Genomic DNA, 19502 nt, shown 5'->3' with positions numbered 1-19502 from the left:
GATTTCCACGCCGATACCACCAGATCCGCCATATACCAATGCCGCGCCCTTCGAAAATTCCGCGAGCTGCTCAGCCATGACCGTCTCTCCAAAATTCTGTTCAGTTCCCCTCGCTGCGCGCGAACTGACGCTGAATCTCAATGGGAAATGCATGCGTATAATATATATAGCATACCATTTTTTACACTCGCATCTTGAGGAGTGCCGTCCCAGTAGAACCCTTGTCTGGGCTAATGTTCGGCCGCCCCAGCACCAGTTCAGAATTTATTTGTCGAAATTGCCAACGCGTGTCAGCCAATGGTCTTTTGAAAAGGGGCGCCGATATCGGCGCCCCTGATATCGATCAGAACTTCACGCTAGTTTCGACCCAGATCTCACGAGGCCGGCTGGAGCTGTTGGCCGAGACCTCGCCCGGAAGACCGCCCGCCTTGTCGTTAACTGTGGTGAAGTAAAGGCGATTGGTCAGGTTGCGGCCGAACACCGCAATTTCCCAAGGACCTTCGCTCGGGCCGAACTTGATACCGGCATTGACTTTCGCGAATCCCGGAACTTCGCCGGCGGGATCGTTAATTTCCGACGAATTCATCTTCGACTGGTAGTTCACATCGCCGTAAAGGACAACATGGTAGTCGCCAACCGGCTTGTCATAATTGAAGCTGAGCGATCCCATCCAATCCGACGCATGGGGCAACCGCGCGCCGCTCAGATCTTGCACTCCAGACGGGAAAGCGGCCGACTTGACGCAGCCCGAACCCGGTGTCGCAGCCTGAAGCCCATAACATTGAGCCGTGGGGAAGCTCTTGAAGCGCGCCTTGTTATAGGTCAACGCCGAGGCGAAGCGGAGCTCCGGCGTAGCCTGCCAGTCCAGTTGAAGTTCCACGCCCTTGGTCGTGGCGGCGGCGGCGTTATTGAACTGATAGGACACCGTCGTACCGTCGAACGACACCGTCTGAAGATTTTTGAACTTGTAGCTGTACGCCGTCAACTGCGCTCGCAGGCTGTTGTCAAAAATCTGCGCCTTGGTGCCGATTTCAAAACCATGCGACTTTTCCGAATCCAGTCTTGTCGTATCTGCAGTCTGACCCCTACTGATTACGTTGGGCATGCCGAAACCACCCCCCTTGTAGCCGCTCTTGTACGCACCGTATATCATCACACTCGGCTGTGGTTTGTAGGTCAGAGTAACTTCAGGCGAAACATTGTCGTCGTTGAATTTTCCTGTCGAATACAGACCCTGGGGTGACAGAAAAGTCGCATAACTGTGAACGAAGAAGTTACCCAATCTCAGCTTCTTCTGATCGGTCGTAATGCGTGCGCCGCCCGAAAGCTCCAGCGTATCGAGCAGATTGTATCGGCCTTGCACGAATACGGAGAGTGACTGTCCCTTCAGGCTTGGCTTGCTACCCTGCGTATACCAGTTGCCAGTCACCGGATCAGGCCCGAAAGGACCAAGGAACCGATAACCCTCGGTTACGAGCTCGGTATTCTCATAATATGCGCCTCCAATGAAATTGAAAGGGCCATCCAGGCTGGAGGCAAAACGAAATTCCTGTGATTTGGAGTCAAAATATTCGGCGTTAAAGCCACCGAACCATGCATAGGTGGAACCACCGAAATTACCCATCGATCGGAAATTATATTTGGTATACGAACTGATCGAAGTCACGGTCATCTTGTCGGCTGTGTACGCCAGCTTCAGAGAGCCGACGAGCGCCCTGAACTGCGACCAGCCCTGACCGTCCCTGACATGTGGAATGCCCACGATGGTTTCTATCGGATAAGCCCCTTGGGAGTGGTGGCGATCGAAATTGCAACTCTGCTGCGGATCCGGGATGCCCAGCACCGTCGGCACCGTCTGGCCAGGAGCGCAGGCGACCTGATCGTAGAGCGATGCGTCGCCATTGGTCTTTATCGACTGCCCGACAAGCTTCAGCGTAGCAATGAAATCCGGGGTGATATCCCAAACCGCGGTGAAGCGGCCGGAAAATTCGCGTTCATGGGGATCGCGCCGATATTTCGGATCGGGGATGGTGACGCCAAGGATCGGATCGACAACGGAAGTCATGTCATTGAAAGTGTAGCCCGTCAGGCCACGATAGCGGCCGGCGAAGCGAATGCCGAGGGTGTCGGTGACCGGACCGCCAACGCCGCCCTCGACCACTTTTTCGTCGCCGACAAATTCATAAGCGGCGCGCCCATTGAATTCCCACTTGTCGCCCGGACCCTTGGAAGTGAACGCAATCACGCCCGCCGGGCTGTTCTTGCCGAAGAAGAGGGCTTGCGGGCCCTTCAGGACCTGGACTGAGTTCAGATCGAAAAAGCCAAGCTTCACCAGATTGCCCTGGCTGAGGCCGGTATCGTCGATCACAACTGCGACCGACTGGGCGATGCCGGAATCGATCGGCGGCGATCCGACGCCGCGGATCGACAGAATGCCACCGCTGCCCGACGCCGCATTGATGATTTTCACCTGCGGGATGGCCTCCGAAATCTTCGCCATATTGTCGAGATTGTAGTTTTTGAGGCCCTGCGCGGAAATTGCCGATACCGCAACGGGAACCGACAACAGGGATTCGTCGCGCTTGCGCGCGGTGACGATGATGTCTTCCAGGCCTACGCGTTGCCCAGAATCCTGTGCTATGGCGACACACGGCACGCACATGACTGCGAGTGACACGCCGCATGCCAGTGGGCTGAAACCTTTCCGCATTTTTAAGCTCTCCAAATTACTCGTCGCGGCGGCGACGATACCTGATCCGCTCCTTGTTCCGAAGCTGGAGCAGTGAACTACCCAAATATAGCATGTTAGGCAATGATAATCATCCAAACTATATTGCTGGCTTATTTTCGGATATCGTGATGCGCCTTTGCGGGTCCCTCCACGACCAAGGTCTGGGCGCCGGTATCGCCAGCGGCGGTGAACCTGAATGTGCATGAGGAAATCACCAAAGGCGGCCACGCTTCCCTCAACTAACCAGCCTCCCGGTAACTTCAGATCAGGAGCTGACCCATGGAGATAATGGCACTATGGCGCCCCCCAATCCCTGTGCTTGATCTGGAGGGCCTGCTCGCCAGTTTTCTATAATGCGCGAGCTATGGAATGTCTGTTGATGCGGCATTGCCGCGAGAATGCGATTTCTGAGCGTTTCGAGTTGCTATAAGTATGCTCACGAACTATCTACCGGTGCCGCACGACAAAACAAAACGGACGATGGAGACTCGGCATGCAACAGGAAAAGCTGTTCCCCGAACTGGGAGCCTATATGCTCCCCGGTCACATCTATGAGCCGCTTGAGGCTATCGAGGAGATCAGGGCCACCAAGGCGCTGGGCATCGGCTCCACGTGGGTGGCGGAACGCTTCAGCGCCAAAAATTGCGATGTCATGAGCGGTGTTGCGGCTGCGCTTGCGCCGGATTTGGGGATCGTCGCCGGACTTATCCAGAATCTGCCGCTGCGCCACCCGATCGTCACGGCCGGTTATGGCGCGACTGTGGCCAAGCTGAACGGCGGCAAATTTGCGCTGGGCATCGGACGAGGCACTGCCAGCTTCTCTGACGCCACCGGCACCGCGCGGATCAACTTCAAGATTCTGGGAGACTGGATCGACGTGTTGCGTCGGTTATGGCGCAACGAAATCGTGAATTATGAGGGGCCGTTGGGTAGCTTTTCCAATTTGCGCCTCGGCGTCGAGCTAGAGCGCACGCCGCCTATTCTGGTAGCCAGCATGGGCGAAAAGACGCTGAAGTGGGCAGGGGGGATCGCTGACGGCGTGCTCCTCAATTCTCTCTGGACGCCCGAGGCCGTTGAACGTTCGGTCAAGCTGGTCCGCCAGGGAGCCGAAGAAGCCGGCCGCGATCCCGCGAGCGTGAGAGTCTGGACGATCCTGATGACAGCCTGCGACGTGTCAGAGGAAGATTATCTGACTTGGATCGTTCGCCGCATTAACACGTACCTGATGTTTCCGGCTCTGTTCGATGGCATTTGCGACGGCAACCATTGGGACAAGAGCCTGGTGCCGGGCCTGCGTTCCTATCTTGCCGAACTGGACGGTGAGCCGGCGGACGCCATGATGGGTGATGAAGCGACGACGCGCGATTACGACAAGCTGCGCCGCATGGCTGAAAAATACCCACGCGGATGGATCGAGAAAGGCTGCGCGATTGGCTCTGGTGCGGACGGAGCGCGCGCTTTGTCGCAGCGGTTCGAGGCGGGAGCGAACAGCGTGCTGTTTCACGGCAGCCATCCGCGCGATTTGCGCGGGGTGGTCACGGAATGGGCGAAGATTCGCCCATCGCACCTTGATAGCTTGCCGATCAACGCCGGTTTCATGAGGGCCTGATGGACGCCGATCGGAACCTGCGGAGGATTTCTTGGCGCTTGGCATTCCTGCTCGTGCCTGAAGAGCATAATTTGCTCATCAACCTGCGCGCGACTCCCCCTTATCGGCTCCATCAAATCAGTCGATAGCAAGACAGAACGCTTATTGACGTTTTGCTAGCATACATTATCAGGAACGTCATGATCCTTATCGTTTATGCACATCACGAACCCACTTCCTTCAACCATGCCCTGCTTGAAACGGCAAGAAATACACTGCTTCGGCAGGGGCATGAGGTGGAGGTGTCGGACCTTTACGCCATGAATTTCGAGGCGCGCGCCAGTCGCAGCGATTTTCAGGAGATGAGGGATTCCGTTCGTTTCGGATATTCGCGCGAACAATATTATGCCAACCGCACCGGCAGTTTTGCATCCGATATCGCTGTCGAGATGGACAAGTTGCGCCGTGCTGACGCAGTGATCTTCCAGTTTCCGCTATGGTGGTTTTCCATGCCCGCCATAATGAAGGGCTGGGTTGATCGGGTATTTGCGAACGGCTTCGCCTATGGCGGCTCCACCGGGCAGTTCTTTGAGCGCGGCATGATGGCAGGTAAACGCGCGATGATTTGCACGACCACGGGAGGGCCGAGCTACACGTTCAGTCCTGCGGGCATGTGCGGGTCGATGGAGGCGGCGCTCTGGCCGATCCACAATGGCATCCTGCGCTTTGTCGGCTTCGACGTGCTGCCCCCGTTCGTGGTGAATGGCGTTGATATTTTGGACCGCGAGACTCTGTCGGCCGCGCTGGATGCTTATGCCCAACGTGTCAGCCGTCTCCAGGAAGATGAACTGATGTTCTTCCATCCCTGGTCCGATTATGCGGGCGATATGCGGCTCAAACCTGGCATACAGGCCCGCACGATAGGGCAATTGGCCAGATCAGAGCCGGATGAAGCGGACACCTCAGTAGACGAAAAGCCTGCCGCAATTCCTATTCTGGAGACAGATATGACCGCTTACATGACCGTCGTGCTGACCGTCACGGACACGGAATGGATTGGTGAATATATTCGCCATGTGCCACCTATTATGGAAAGACATGGTGGACGCCCCGTGACCGTGTCCGGCCTCGTCGATGTGCTGGAGGGCGACGTCATTCCCAGCCAGATCGCCCATTTCGCTTTTCCCAACATGGAGGCGTTGAACGCGTTCATGGAGGATCCTGAATATTTGCCGTGGAAGGAGGCGCGTCAGGCGGGGGCCAATACGTTGATCTTCGCATTCAACGCCGCGAAATAGCCGGTCCGCGTCAGGCTTCGGGGCCGCCTTCGGAGATGTGCGCTAAGCTTGACTAGGTGGGTCAGAATCCAGTCGGCGTTGACAGCAGGCCTACATTACCGATGTCATCGAGAGAAGATCGCCGGCGACTGGCCCGCTGCTCGCTGGGTTGAGCTCATGCCTTGGACTTGGCAACCGAGCGAGCAGGATGTCGCCCAAGCCGCATAGCGGCGGTGCTCAGGCCACGCTCTGATGTCCGCTGTCAACGTTGCGGGCGCGCAAAGCCACCGCTGGGCGAAGCTGTGCCGTGGTGACCGCGCATAGGTGGAGACGGGATCTGAGAGACGTCGGTGATCAAGCTCTGATACGCGGGTTGGCTACCGCATTCCCGATTGTGCGTCCGGGGCTGATCCTATCTTACAGCGGGCGTCGGCGATGCCGGCCACAAAGCGTGTGACGGATATTCCCCTGCCGTGGTCCCGCCCCCGCCTGTGCGCGGGAGCTATTGTGATCGTCAGGCGGGTTGGACCTCCCGGGCGATCGCCCACATGAAGCCGGCGAGCTCGCGTGCGATCGCCGCGCAAACTACCGTGGTCTTCTTGCCCTTCGCGTCGAGCGCTCGATAGCGAGCCGTCAAACGGCTCTGCGCCTTCCAGGCGATCTCCCGCACCTTAGGTGTGGTCTGCTCCAGGCGGTACAGTTTGTTCTTACCCACCCGGGGCGGGTGACGGTAAGTCCAGGCGCTCTCCACCAGCATGTGTCGGACTCTTCCGTTGCCGGCCTTGGTGATCCCGCCACGTCGGATCGCGTCGCCAGTCGAACGCTCGCTTGGCACCAAGCCCAAATATCCCATCAACTGGCGCGGGCTGTCAAACCGGCGCACATCGCCAACCTCGGTGACGAAAGTGACCGCGACGACAAGCTCCACGCCTCTTAAGGCCTGGAGCGCGCGAACGACCGGTGCCAGTGACCAGCTGGGCAGAAACTCTTCGATCGCGGCCTCGATGCGAACGATACGCTCTCTGTCCGTGCGAACCGCATCGACGAGTTCCTGCAGTGCGATTTGGTGAGCGGGATGATCGAAGTGCTGTTCTTGCAACCAGCGGAGGTGGCGTGCCCCCCATGCCGTTTTGCGCGGAAAGATGCGCCCGTGCTTCAGCATGAACGCACTCACCTGTTGTCGGTGAACGCGCTGGGTCTCGACCGCCGCAGCGCGAGCGCGGACCAGGTCGCGCATCGCTTCATGGCCCTCATCAGGAACCCACACCGGCGTCAGTTCCCCTGCGCGCAGGAGCTTGGCCAAACCGACCGCATCACGCCTATTGGTCTTTACCCTGTCGCCGGGGCGCCTCGGTATCAGCGAAGGTGCGACGACGTCGCAGGGATAGCCCATGGATGTGATCAACCGGTGGAGGCCATAGCCCGTCGGCCCGGCTTCGTAGCAGAAATGGATACGTTCGTGCTTGGCGGCGATCCGCTGCACTACCCGTCGCATTGCCTCGAGAGAGGCGTCGACTTCTCCCAGGAACCGCACCTCGCCTCCGCGCTCGCCGTCCGCGACCGCAATCGCGTTCCGCGTCTTTGCCACATCCATTCCGACGAAAACTTCTGTAGAATGCTCCACGGCTCGTCCTCCTGCGATGAGGATCGGCTCGGCCACTCCGAGCAACCCTCGCCACCACAGTGTAGGGCGAGCCACCCTCAGCCAAAGAGCGGACATACGGTCTTACCGATGATGCATAGCGGCGCAGACGAGTGCGCCCCAATTTCTGTCGGGCAGGCCGACAACCGCGTTAGGCCGCCATATCCTAAGTCAGCCCTTGCCGAAGCGGAGGAAGCTAGCCTGGGCTTCGGCGCTTTCCGTCGCGTTAAGAAAGCGAGCGTTAGCGGCTTGATCCTTGACCGTCCAGCGATCGGCGCGGCGATAATGGGCCTTGGCCTGCGCCAACTGCGCTGCCGGTAGAGCGATGATGCTGGCGGCCAGAGCCGATGCATGCGCCAGCGGCTCCGAAGCGATCTCGTCCACCAGTCCCCAGTCTGCCGCCTGCGTCCCCGTCAGCCGATCCATTCCCAAGGCGAGCCGGCGCGCGCGAGCCAGTCCGATCCGATCGTCCACCGCGCCCAGCCCCCACGCGGGAAACAGGCCAATCGGCACTTCGGGCAAACTCCATGTCGCGTCAGCCGTAGATATCACCATATCGCACGCGGCGGCCAGGGTCAGGCCGCCCCCGATCGCAAAGCCGTGCACCGCGGCGATTACCGGGACGGGATAGTCATTGAGCCTGCAAGAGAGTGTGCCGCAATCCGCCTCGAACGCGGCGCGCTCCATCCGACGCATTTCAGCCAGCTCACCTAGGTCGCTGCCCGCGTAAAAGCCGCGTCCAAGGCCGTGCACGATGATGACGCGGGCCTCATCACCCGCGCCTTCCGTATCCAGCAGCGCAAGCATGGCGTCGACCATCGCGCGCGACATGGCGTTGCGCTGGGCCGGCCTGTCCAGCGCGATGCGCAGGATCGCACCGCCGCCTTCGCGGACTAGCTGGAAACAAGAGGTGTGGCTCATGCGATAATCCCGCAAATCTGCGGAGATATACGACGATGACGGCGCAGAACAGCTGGGAAAAGACTGTGATCAATCGGCCTCGCCCATGTTTTTTGCCGGAGTCCGCTTCGAGGCTGACGATGGGACGTTCGGCAGGCATGTGCGTCTGCGGCCCCGGGAGATCGTCAGGACAGTTGCAGACCGCCCGCGACGGGGATGGACACGCCGGTCACATAGCTCGACTTGTCGGACAGCAGGAATAAAGTGACGTCGGCGATGTCGGACGCGCGACCGGGTCGCTTGAGCGGAATGGCGCGCATCATCCTCTCGACAAAATCCTTAGTATGATCATGAACGGTGGCGAGGCCCAGTCCCGCTTCGATATAACCGGGGCCGACCATGTTGGCGCGGATGCCGTTACGGCCCTCTTCTCGGGCGACGCCGCGCAACAGCATCTGGATCGCGGCCTTGGGGGCCGCCGACAATATGTCACGCGGCGGCGCGCGATCGACGGCGGCGGTGATGATGCCGACATAATTCCCCTTGCCGCGCGCACGCAGATGGGGAAGCGTCGCCTCCACAACGTTGAAGCAGCCATTGACGTCGGCGTTGATCACGCGCGACCATTCCGCGCCCGAAATCTGGTTGATATAGAGAAATTCGAGCGGCGGGCCGGACGCATAGACGACCGAATGGATCTCGCCGAAATTCTCCAGCGCCGCGTCCACGGCCTTCTTGACCGCCACCGGATCCTCTACATTGACCTGCACAGCCACGGCCTTGCGGCCCATCGCTTCGATTTCCTTCACAACTTCGTCGGCGGCGGTCGACTTGGAGAAATAGGTTAGAACGACATTGGAGCCGGAGGCGGCCAGCGATCGGCAAATCTCCGCGCCGATGCCGCCCGAACCACCATATACCAGGGCGGCGCCTTTCGAAAATTCCTCCAGCTGCTCGGCCATGGTCGTCTCTCCAAAATCCTGTAGGGGTTCTCCACTTTGCGCGAACTCGTCCGTAGGCGCAATAGGATTGTGAGCATATTATATGCTAGCGATGTTATTCCGGTCGCTTCACCGCGCGCTCCAAGGTAAGGTGCAGCGCAGGCAGCGCGCAATTGTCCAACGCCAGCGCACGCTCAACGGGGGCGGCGAGCGCTATATGCGCGAAACGGTCGAGCATCGCGCTGATCGTCGCCTTCAGTTCCAGCCGCGCCAGCCCGTTGCCGATGCAGAAATGCTTGCCATGGCCGAAGGCGGTGTGGCGGCGCAGATTCGATCTGTCGATGTCGAATGTCTCGGGATCCTCAAACTTCGCCTCATCGCGATTGGCCGAATCCCAGCGGATCATCATCGTGGAGCCCGCGGGGATGTCTATTGGGGGAGCGACGAGCGGAGCGCTGACGTGCGGGCGCTGGTTGTTGTCCATCGGATGGCTGCAATACGCTTGGGATTCCCGAACCTCTACTCGGCTCTCGACGATCAGGCGCCGCTCAGTCTGAAGGACGGACTTGAGAATGGCAGTGCGTGGCCGCTTCGACCGTTCTTGACCTAATTTCCTGCCGCTCGCACTCGCGATACGTGCCGACAACGATTTCCAGGTCATGTCGCTGCTGCGAGTGGAATGCCCGCTGCTGACACGGGAAGGCATCGGTGGACGCGATGTTGCCGAGGTGTTGCGTCGGCTCATCGAATGCAGTCCCATGGCGATTCGCGCCTCCAAGGAGGCGGTTCGCATGGGACAGTCGATGACGGTCGAGGAGGCGCTTGGCCGACAGATGGAATTTCCGGCAATCAAAGCCTTGTTCGACTCCGACGATATCATCGAGGGGCCGCGGGCCTTTTCGGAGAAGCGGGCGCCGCGCTGGCGGGGGATTTAGGCCCACGCCAGCGTCGGGAGTTCGGCCATGACGGCGAACGCAGGCGAGAAAATGCCGCTGGAATGGTTTGACCGTTTCCGGCATGTCTGACCCCATAGCGGGGGGAGAGTTCATGCGGCAGGGATATCTTGCGTTCACGCCAATGGCGGTTCTGGCTTCTCAGCCGCTTGTCGCCCTGGCATCGCCGATTCCGGCGCCCCCGATGTGCGCGACCGGGCCTGCCGACGGCATGGTCCGGCCCCGTTACCGATCCGCCGGGCGGGAGGGGTAGGGCGCATGTCGGAACGACAACTCAGGGCATGGCAGGATGCGGGCCTGATCGATGCCGGGATCGCCGCGCGCATCCGCGAGTGGGAGGCTGCGCATAGCCGACCGCTGGGCCTGTGGGCGATTATCGGGCTGGGCGCGTTGACCATTGGACTGGGCATCGTGTCCGTGGTCGCCGCGAACTGGGACGCGATACCGGGCGAAACCAGGCTCGCCATCCACTTCGCACTGATGATCGGACTTGCGGGCCTGCTCTGGCGCTACCTGCCCGATGCGGCGGCGAAGAACGCCTATTTCAGCGATGGCCCCTTGTTCGTGGCGGCGGTGCTTGGCCTCAGCTTTTTCGGGCATGTCGGGCAAGTCTATCAGACATCTTCCCCCCTGTGGCAGCCGCTGCTGGCATGGCTGGTCATCTTCTCGCCGCTGCTCCTGCTGTTCGGGCGGGGCTGGCCGATTGCGGGTCTGTGGCTGGCGGGCGTGCTGGGGGTCGCATGGTCGCATGCCGATGAATATGGCCATGGCTGGTTGTGGGGGCAGCAAATGCCGCAGCCCGCCCATCCCGCCCTCTATTGGGGATTGATCGCATGCCCGCCCATGGCGGTGGCCGCCCTGGCCGCATTCATGCGCGACCGCAGCGATCGGCCTGCATTCTGGCGCCTGCTGGAACAACTGGCGATCATCACCATCCTCATCGGCGTCAGCATCGCCCTCATCGCGGGCGGGTGGGACGGCAGGACGCATCATGCCGTCGGCAGCGCCGCGATCCGGAGCCTTGCTCTGGTCGGCGCGGCTGCGGTGATCTGGACCGTCAGGCAAACGCGGTCCGGGCAGGCGACCGCGGGCATATTGGCCGTCGCGGCGGTGCTGCATTTCGCGCAGGCTCTCCTGCTGGGCGTTCATGAGGCCATGCGGGGGCCGTGGGTCGGTGCGCTCTTCTTCCTGATATTATGGAGCGCCGTTGCGGCGGGCGCGCTTTTCGCCCGGTGGCGGCGGCTGTTCCAGGGGGCGATTGCGCTGCTTGCCCTTCGCATCATCATCCTGAGCTTCGAACTGAATGACGACCTGCTGGGCAGTGGCGCGGGCCTCATCCTGTCCGGCGCTTTCGCCATGGCCGTGGCCTGGGTGACGGTGCGAATATCCAGACGCTATGCGCCGGCGGAAAGGAACGGGGGATGAAAGGCATCGCTTCGCTTCGTCCGTGGCTGGCAGCCGCACTCATGCTGCCCCTTGTCGCGCTTGGCCTGAGCTGGGCGGTCACCTATCGCCTGGCCCAGCAGGGGCAGGAATGGCTGGTTCCCATTCGCGGTTACGATCCGAGAGACCTGTTGCGGGGACATTATGTCCAGTACCAATATGACTGGCCCGTGGACGCAGCGTCGTCGGAGAACGGCGACAATGTGCCGTTCAGCGCGTCCCTCGCCAGCCAATTATGCATCGAAGGGACCGCCCCTGACATCGCCAGGGTCCGGGAATTGCCCGTTGTCCTGGGTCGGCCGGACCCGGAACAGGCGAGGGGCTGCGCCATCATCGTTCGGTCCTCCCTGGGCGCCCGGCGAGAAGTTCGGGGATTGGGTTCCGGCATTTTGTTCACGTCGCAAACGCGCGCCCTGGCATTGTCGCGCCAATTGACGGATTCCCGCCTGCAGGGCTTCGTTCGGGTCAGGATCAGGCCCGATGGCGTCATGCGGCCGGTGGATATCGAATTCAGACCTCGCGGCGGCGGGTCCATGGGAAGAACGACGCGCCCCGCCGCCTGACTTCAGCGCTTCTCAACAGCGAATGCGCACAACTTGTTTGCCCTAAAAATCTACCATTTTAGTAGAGATTGAAAATCCGCGCGGGGCGGATGGGCAGAGAAACATTTCCCATGAAATACGCATATCGTTCGCTTGCTGTTTGCGCATCGCTGATGGCCATGATCCTGGCGCAAAGCGTGCACGCCCAATCCGAACAGGCCCAGGCGCCAGCCGATGAAGCCGGCGCCGGAGGGGAAATCATCGTCACGGCCGAACGCCGGACGACCGATCTGCAGAAGACCGCCATCGCCATTTCCGCCTTCACGCCTGAACTGCTGGAGCAGCGCAACATCACCAGCATCCGCGATCTGGCGGGGCAGGTGCCCAATCTTTTCGTGGCGCGCGCGTCGATCAGCCATACGACGCAGACCTTTTCGCTGCGCGGCGTGGGCGAGGCCGATCCGATCCAGGAGCCGGTCCTGGCCGTCTATGTCGACGACGTCTATGTTCCGCGCCAGATCGGATCGATGAGCGAGTTCGTCGATCTGGAGCGGGTCGAGTTGCTGCGCGGGCCGCAGGGCACGCTCTATGGCCGCAACAGCAGCGCGGGCGCGTTGCGCCTGATCACCCGCGATCCCGACGACACGACCCATGTGACGGCGGAGGCGGGCTATGGCAGCTATAATGACGTGCAACTGCGCGCGCTGGTCAGCGGGCCGATCGTCAAGGATATGCTGTCGGCCAGCATCTCCTACATCCACCGGACCCGCGATGGCGTGACCTATGACCCGACGCTGGGGCATGATGTGAACCGCATCGACCTGGACGGATGGTGCGGCAAGCTTCGCTTCACCGGCATTTCCGATCTGGATGCGCAACTGACGCTCAATGTGATCCGCGACCGGAGCGACAGCCGGTCCTATGTTCCGGTCGACCAGCCGGGCGGGACGTTCAGCCGCCGCCGATCCTATTCGGAGGTCGAACCGCTCCAGCATCTGAACGCGCTCAACGGATCGCTGCGCCTGATCTACACGCTGTCGCCCCGGCTTTCGGTCAAGTCGATCACGGCGGCGGGCGGCTTCAACCTGGATCCCGTCTATTACGACAATGACGGACAGGCCGCGCTGATCCAGAAGAACCTGATCCACTATAAGGACAAGTTCATCAGCCAGGAGGTGCAACTGAACGGCGACCTGGGCGATGTGAGCTTCATCAGCGGCCTGTTCTACCTGCACGAGCGTTTCTTCGTGGAGCGCGACGGGTTCAGCCGGACCGGCACCGCCGTGACCGCGCCCGTCAGCAAGCAGCGCGCCCACAACATCACCTATACCGACGCCTATGCCGTTTTCGGCGAGGGCACGTGGAAGGCGAACGACCGCTTCAGCCTGACCGCGGGCATTCGCGGCACCATCGAGAAAAAGCGGTTCGTGTTCGACAACAAGGTGATCGACGACAATCGCAACATGGTGTCGCAATCCATCGTGGGCGAGGCGGAAAAGACATGGAAGGCGCTGACGCCCAAAGTGTCGGTGCAGGCGCAATGGACGCCCAACCTGCTCAACTATCTGACCTGGTCGCGGGGGTTCAAGTCCGGCGGGTTCGACAATCGGGCGACGCGGCTGGACCTGGCCACGCTGCCCTTCAATCCGGAGAAGGTGACCACCTATGAAGGCGGGCTGAAGGCGACATTGTTCGGCCGTGCGCTGCGCAGCAATCTGGCCGTCTTCTATAATGACTATAAGGATTTGCAGGTATCCTTCTACGACCCGGCCTATGTCGGGTTGCGGCGCGGCAATGCGGGCAAGGCGCATAGCTGGGGGGTGGAGCTGGAGAATGACCTGCGGCTGACCGATGCCTTCAGCGTGCAGGCGTCGGGCGGCTATCTGAAGGCCGTCTATGACGATTATAAGGGTGCGGGCGGCAATGGCGTCGATGCCGATGGCAAACCGCTGACCAATGCGCCGAAATGGTCGTTATCGGGCGGGGCGACCTATGATGTGCCGCTGGGCGCGAGCGGCAGCCATTTGCGGCTGTCGGCCAACGCCCAATATCAGAGCAGCTTCTATTCGAGCGCGCTTGCCCGGCCGCAGGACCGGGTGCCGGGCCAGACCTTCGTCAACGGGACGATCGCCTGGATTTTGCCGGACGACCGGTTCCAGGTGGCGTTGACCGGCAGGAATATATTGGGGGCGAACAAGCCGGTCAGTTCGACCTATCAGCCGTCGACGGGGGTATATTATAGGAATTACGCCGATCCGGCGACCGTGCTGGCCAGCGTCCGCTTTTCCTATTGACGGTCACGCAAAGGGTGCTCGCTGGAACCGCCCTTTGCATTCTCAACTGCGGGCCGTTCGTTTTTCCGTGGACTGCCGCGCCCGCAGGAAGGCGAGGACCAGCCTCTCTTCGGGCCTGAGGCCGGCCGGCCCCCTGCGCGATGCTTCCAGCATCAGGGTCTGGGAGAGATAACTGTCGATCACTATGGGGTGGACATAGCAGCGGCGGCATATGGCAGGCGTGTTGCCCAGTTGGGCCGCAACCTTCTTCATCGCGGCCTGCACATTCCGTTTCGCCGCCGTCTCGCTGTCCGCCTGCTCGAATTCGGCCAGGGTCAGGGCCGTCAATACCGTTCCCGCCCAGGTGCGGAAATCCTTGGCCGTGATGTCGCTGCCGCTGATTTCGCGAAGATAGGCGTTGACGTCGCCGGAGGTCACTTCGCGCCGTTCGCCATCTTCATCGATATATTGGAACAGATGCTGGCCCGGCAGGTCCTGGCTCTGCCTGACGATCCTGGCGACGCGATGGTCGGTCAGCTTCAGATTCCATTGCTTGCCGCCCTTGCCCTTGAAGCGAAATCGCATTTCGTCGCGGTCGACCCTGACATGGCGGTCGTTGAGAGTGGTGAGGCCGTAGCTGCGGTTCTGCCGGGCATAGTCGGCATTTCCCACGCGGATCATCGTCGCTTCCAGCAGCCAGATGATCGCCGCGAGTATCTTTTCGCGGGGCAGGCCCCGGCGGCGCATGTCGCGGTCGATCCGCTTGCGGATGCCGGGCAGCGATCTGGCGAATTCCAGCATATGTTCATATTTGCTGCCGTCGCGCATTTCGCGGAAGCGGGGATGGTAGAGATATTGCTTGCGCCCCCGCGCATCGCGGCCCGTCGCCTGGATATGGCCGTTCTCCTCAGGACATATCCACACCTCGGCATAGGCGGGCGGGATGGCGATGCGGTCGATCCGTTCGATCAGCCCACGATCGGCGATGCGTTTTCCCTGCGTATCGAAATAGCGCCAGCCCTTGCCATATGGGCGCCGGGTGAAGCCCGGTTCTTCATCGCTGGCATAGCGGAGTTCCGCGCTTCGTTCCGCCTTGCATGGATCGATATTGGCATCGGTGCTGGTTCGCCGCATCTTCATGTCAGGCAGAACACGCCCAGGCGGGACGGGTTTCGGATGCCTTGCGCGAAGGGGTGAGACGCCCGCCCCCATTTGGACGCCGCTCCATTCCACTGGCGGGATTTCCGCGCGGGCCGTCACATGCCTTGAACGCTTTGGCCCGAAGCATCCCTTTGGCCCCTGGCAGGGTGGATCGGCTTGCGCCGACCTTCGTTCTCATTCCCATAAATGCTGAAATATAGAGGAGAGTGGAAAATGGTTGAGACGATTGCGACAGAGGAAACATCGCGCCTGATCGCTTCGAACAAGGTGGAAGGCACGTCCGTTTACAACCTTCAGAACGAGAAACTGGGTTCCATCTATAATTTCATGGTGGATAAGCAAAGCGGTCAGGTCGAATATGCCGTCCTGCAATTTGGCGGATTGTTCGGCATAGGCAATGATTATTATCCCCTGCCGTGGGACATCCTTACTTATGAACCGTCCCAGGGTGGCTATGTCATCAATCTGGACAAGGCAGTGCTGGAACAGGCGCCGCGTTATGAGGCCGGGAAGGAACCGGCCTATGACAAGGATTACGGCAACAGCGTCTACGATTATTACGGCCTTACCTACCCCTATTGAACCTCTGGAGCGGCGGCGCGGCGGGCGCGCCGCCGCCCTTTGGGAACCAACGACGTTCATGCACGCTGTTGGCATGGAGGTTTTTTATGCCCGCACGCCCCTATTGGCAGGGCCAGATCAAGCTGGCTCTGGTCGCCATTCCGGTTGAAATATATCCCGCGACCAAATCCGGGGCGGCGATCAGTTTCCGTCAGATCCACGAACCGACCGGCAAGCCCATCCAATATGAGAAAGTGGTAAGCGGCGTCGGCCCGGTGGATCGCGACGAAATCTTCAAGGGCTATGAACTGTCCAAGGGCAATTATGTCCTGCTGGAACAGGATGAGATAGAGGCGGTGAAGATCGAGAGCCGCAAGACGCTCGACCTTGTCCAATTTGTCGACGCCGATGCCATCGACGTCCTTTATTATGAAAAACCCTATTTCGTGGTCCCGGCGGACGATCTGGCGGAGGAGGCCTATGCCGTGCTGCGCGACGCCCTGCGCCGGACCAGGAAGGTGGGGTTGGGGCAGCTTTCCGTGCGCGGGCGCGAGCAACTGGTTTCGCTCAAGCCGTGCGGGCGCGGACTGGTGCTGGAAGTGCTGCGTTATGCCGATGAGGTCGTCAAGGCGCAGACCTATTTCCGGGGATTGCCGGCGGATACCGCCGATGAGGATATGCTCGACCTGGCGGTCAGCATCATCGACAAGCGGACGGCCCCCTTCAGTCCGGAGGCGTTTCACGATCGCTATGTCGAGGCGCTCCACCGGCTGATCGACAAGAAAAAGAAGGCCAAGGGCAAGCGCATCATCGAGGAAGTCGATGACCAGGCCACGGCGCGCAAGGGCGGCAATATCATCGATCTGATGGCTGCGCTCAAACAGTCCGCCGGAGGCAAAGCGTCGGCGACGAGGAAAGCCGCGCCGAAGAAGACGGCGCCCCGGCGCAAGAGCGCCTGATCCATGACGGCCGCCGACCCACTTGCCCCCTATAATGCCAAGCGCGATTTCCGGCGCACCCGCGAACCGGCGGGCAAGGTCGCGGAAAAGGGCGGCAACAGCTTCGTCGTCCAGAAACATGCGGCGACCCGGCTGCATTGGGATTTCCGGCTGGAAATAGACGGCGTGCTCAAAAGCTGGGCGGTGACCAGGGGGCCTAGTTTCGATCCCGCCGACAAGCGGCTTGCCGTTCGTACCGAGGACCATCCGCTCGACTATGGCAGTTTTGAGGGCAATATCCCCAAGGGCGAATATGGCGGCGGCACCGTCATGCTGTGGGACCGGGGCACATGGGAACCGGTGGCGGGCAAGAGCGCCGACGATCTGGACAAGGGGCATCTTCATTTCATCCTGCACGGCGAACGGATGAAGGGCGAATGGCTGCTCGTCCGCATGAAGGGCCGACCCAGGGAGAAGCGGGAGAACTGGCTGCTCCGCAAGATCGACGATGGAGAGGCGGGCAGGGGCGACGCGCTGGTCGAACGCGCCCTGACCAGCGTGCTGACGGATCGATCCATGGCGCAGATCGAGGCGGATGCAGGGGCCACCCAATCGTTGAAGGGCGCCGGGGACAGGGCGTTCGTCGACAAGATGCGGGCGGCGCAGGCGCACAATGCCAGGGTGCGGTCGAAGAAGGGGCGCAAAGCGGGCGCGACGGCGCTTCCCGGTTTCGTGAAGCCGCAACTGGCGACGCTGGTCGACAGCGTGCCCGCCGGGAACGACTGGCTGCATGAGATCAAATATGACGGCTATCGCATGCTGATCGCGACCGATGGCCCGAAAGTGAAGCTGTTCACGCGCAACGGCCTGGACTGGACAGACAAATTCGGCCCGCTGGCGGAAAAGATCGCCGCGCTGGACCTGCCGCCCGCGTTGATCGATGGGGAGATCGTCGCCTTTGGCGATGACGGCAATCCCAGCTTTTCGGCGCTGCAGGCGGTGCTGAAACGCGGCCATGGCGCGCAGCGGGCCGACACGCCCTTCCATCTCTTCACCTTCGACCTGCTCTTCCTGGACGGCATGGACCTGAGGCCGCTTTCCACCGTCGAGCGCAAGGAACGGCTGGAGGCGCTGCTGCATGACAGCGAACCGCCCGTCCATGTGGCAGACCATCTGATCGGCGCTGGGGAGAATCTCTATCGGTCGCTTTGCGATGCCGGGCAGGAAGGCATCATCGCCAAGCGCATCGACGCCCCCTATCGCAGTGGCCGGACCCGCAACTGGGTCAAGGTCAAATGCACCCGGCGGCAGGAATTCATCCTGGTCGGCTGGACCAGGAGCAAGGCTAAAGGCCGCGCCTTTTCCTCCCTGCTGCTCGCCCAGAAGGAAGGAAGGGCGATGGTCTACAAGGGCAAGGTCGGGACGGGCTTCGACGCGGCGGCAATGGAAGGTTTGGCCGGGGCGATGGCGCCGCTGGCCACCGACAAGGCTCCGCTGGACGTGCCGCGGGCGGAGGCGCGGAACGTGCAGTGGATCAGGCCGCGCCTGGTGGCGGAGGTCGCCTTCGCCGAATTCACCGGTGACGGACGTGTCCGCCATGGCGCTTTCCTGGGCCTGCGGTCTGACAAGCCAGCCAAAGCCGTGCAGCCGGAAAAGGCCGAACCCGCGCCCTTGCCCCAAAGCGGGGTGAAGATCAGCAATCGCGAACGGATCATCTTTCCCGAAGATGGCCTGACCAAGGGGGATCTGGCGGACTATTATGCGCGCATCGCTCCCCTGATGCTGCCCTTTGCCGCCAACCGGCCGATCAGCCTTGTCCGCTGTCCGCAGGGGCGCGGGAAGAAATGCTTCTTCCAGAAACATGACAGCGGATCTTTCGGCGATCATGTCCGGCACGTGCCGATCCGCGAGAAGAATGCGGGGTGGGAGGATTATCTCTATGTCGAGGATACCGACGGCCTGCTCGCCTGCGTGCAGATGGGCACCATCGAATTTCACGGCTGGGCGAGCCGCGCCGACGCGGTGGAGAAGCCCGACCGCATGATCTTCGACCTCGACCCGGACGAGGGCATGGACTTTGCCCATGTGCGGAAGGGCGCGCAGGACATTCGCGATCGTCTTGGCGATATCGGCCTTGTCTCCTTCGCCATGCTCTCCGGCGGCAAGGGGGTGCATGTGGTGGTGCCGTTGACGCCGGGACATGATTGGGATGCGCACAAGGATTTCGCGTCCCGCTTCGCCCAGGCGTTGAGCGCGGCCGAACCGGACCGCTTCGTCGCGACGATGAGCAAGGCCAAGCGCAAGGGGCGCATCTTCATCGACTGGCTGCGCAACCAGCGGGGGAGCACCGCCGTCCTTCCCTATTCGGCCCGCGCCCGGCCAGGCGCGCCGGTCGCGGTGCCCATCGACTGGGATGAACTGGGGGAGATGAAGGACGCGCACCCCTTCGGCATCGGCGCCGCCGAAAAACTCTGGCAACGCTCCAGGGAACTCAAGGGATGGGGTTTCGCGGCCCAGGGGCTGCCTGAACTATAGGATCAACAGGGGTTGTC

The 19502-nt window shown here is 61.2% G+C and carries 15 protein-coding genes; 9 read left to right on the top strand and 6 right to left on the bottom strand.

The window, feature by feature from the left end; all coding sequences use genetic code 11:
- Window positions 1-343: 343 nt before the first annotated feature.
- Entirely contained in the window at window positions 344-2710 is a 2367-nt protein-coding gene (locus NUH86_RS19985; protein WP_267252262.1) for a TonB-dependent receptor, read from the bottom strand.
- A gap of 514 nt (window positions 2711-3224) precedes the next feature.
- On the opposite strand from NUH86_RS19985, the gene NUH86_RS19980 reads away from it, so the two are divergent.
- Together NUH86_RS19980 and NUH86_RS19975 are read left to right on the top strand one after the other, a co-directional pair.
- On the top strand, window positions 3225-4340 hold the full coding sequence (locus NUH86_RS19980; protein WP_267252261.1) for a TIGR03857 family LLM class F420-dependent oxidoreductase: 1116 nt from the start codon (window positions 3225-3227) through the stop codon (window positions 4338-4340).
- A 179-nt stretch (window positions 4341-4519) separates the two neighbouring features.
- A complete protein-coding gene (locus NUH86_RS19975) occupies window positions 4520-5617 on the top strand; it encodes an NAD(P)H-dependent oxidoreductase (protein ID WP_267252260.1) in 1098 nt (365 codons plus the stop codon).
- A gap of 493 nt (window positions 5618-6110) precedes the next feature.
- Here NUH86_RS19975 and NUH86_RS19970 read toward each other — a convergent pair whose 3' ends face one another.
- From NUH86_RS19970 to NUH86_RS19955, 4 genes are all read right to left on the bottom strand, one after another.
- Complete coding sequence (locus tag NUH86_RS19970; RefSeq protein ID WP_267253010.1) at window positions 6111-7220, bottom strand: IS110 family transposase; 1110 nt, start codon at window positions 7218-7220, stop codon at window positions 6111-6113.
- A gap of 189 nt (window positions 7221-7409) precedes the next feature.
- Window positions 7410-8159 (bottom strand): enoyl-CoA hydratase/isomerase family protein, encoded by a 750-nt coding sequence (locus NUH86_RS19965; protein WP_267252259.1) that lies wholly within the window; start codon window positions 8157-8159, stop codon window positions 7410-7412.
- Between the two features lie 164 nt (window positions 8160-8323).
- Window positions 8324-9100: an SDR family NAD(P)-dependent oxidoreductase gene (locus NUH86_RS19960; protein WP_267252258.1), complete on the bottom strand. Its 777-nt coding sequence runs from the start codon at window positions 9098-9100 to the stop codon at window positions 8324-8326.
- Window positions 9101-9194: 94 nt separating this feature from the next.
- Window positions 9195-9824, bottom strand: a complete 630-nt coding sequence (locus NUH86_RS19955; protein WP_267252257.1) for a cytochrome P450 — start codon at window positions 9822-9824, stop codon at window positions 9195-9197.
- 46 nt (window positions 9825-9870) lie between these two features.
- On the opposite strand from NUH86_RS19955, the gene NUH86_RS19950 reads away from it, so the two are divergent.
- The 4 genes from NUH86_RS19950 (at window position 9871) to NUH86_RS19935 (ending at window position 14311) form a co-directional block, all read left to right on the top strand.
- A complete protein-coding gene (locus tag NUH86_RS19950; RefSeq protein WP_267252256.1) occupies window positions 9871-10014 on the top strand; it encodes a hypothetical protein in 144 nt (47 codons plus the stop codon).
- A gap of 276 nt (window positions 10015-10290) precedes the next feature.
- The gene (locus NUH86_RS19945) at window positions 10291-11457 is read left to right on the top strand and encodes a DUF2157 domain-containing protein (protein ID WP_267252255.1); all 1167 of its coding nucleotides are present in this window, start codon (window positions 10291-10293) and stop codon (window positions 11455-11457) included.
- Window positions 11454-12038 carry a GDYXXLXY domain-containing protein gene (locus tag NUH86_RS19940; protein ID WP_267252254.1) on the top strand — a complete coding sequence of 195 codons (585 nt, stop codon included), beginning with the start codon at window positions 11454-11456 and terminating at the stop codon, window positions 12036-12038. Before NUH86_RS19945 ends, NUH86_RS19940 begins: the two co-directional genes overlap by 4 nt.
- Before the next feature lie 110 nt (window positions 12039-12148).
- A complete protein-coding gene (locus NUH86_RS19935) occupies window positions 12149-14311 on the top strand; it encodes a TonB-dependent receptor (protein ID WP_267252253.1) in 2163 nt (720 codons plus the stop codon).
- 42 nt (window positions 14312-14353) lie between these two features.
- Here the strand turns inward: NUH86_RS19935 and NUH86_RS19930 are convergent, their stop codons facing one another.
- Entirely contained in the window at window positions 14354-15430 is a 1077-nt protein-coding gene (locus NUH86_RS19930) for a DNA topoisomerase IB (RefSeq protein ID WP_267252252.1), read from the bottom strand.
- Between the two features lie 234 nt (window positions 15431-15664).
- Between NUH86_RS19930 and NUH86_RS19925 the strand changes: the two genes are divergently transcribed.
- From NUH86_RS19925 to ligD, 3 genes are all read left to right on the top strand, one after another.
- Window positions 15665-16033 (top strand): PRC-barrel domain-containing protein, encoded by a 369-nt coding sequence (locus NUH86_RS19925; protein ID WP_267252251.1) that lies wholly within the window; start codon window positions 15665-15667, stop codon window positions 16031-16033.
- 86 nt (window positions 16034-16119) lie between these two features.
- Window positions 16120-16971, top strand: a complete 852-nt coding sequence (locus tag NUH86_RS19920; protein ID WP_267252250.1) for a Ku protein — start codon at window positions 16120-16122, stop codon at window positions 16969-16971.
- A 3-nt stretch (window positions 16972-16974) separates the two neighbouring features.
- Window positions 16975-19485 carry a DNA ligase D gene (gene ligD / locus NUH86_RS19915; protein WP_267252249.1) on the top strand — a complete coding sequence of 837 codons (2511 nt, stop codon included), beginning with the start codon at window positions 16975-16977 and terminating at the stop codon, window positions 19483-19485.
- Window positions 19486-19502 lie beyond the last annotated feature (17 nt).

Origin of the sequence: Sphingobium sp. JS3065 (assembly GCF_026427355.1) — a bacterium.
GTDB lineage: Bacteria > Pseudomonadota > Alphaproteobacteria > Sphingomonadales > Sphingomonadaceae > Sphingobium.
This window is presented reverse-complemented; position numbering and strand designations above follow the sequence as displayed.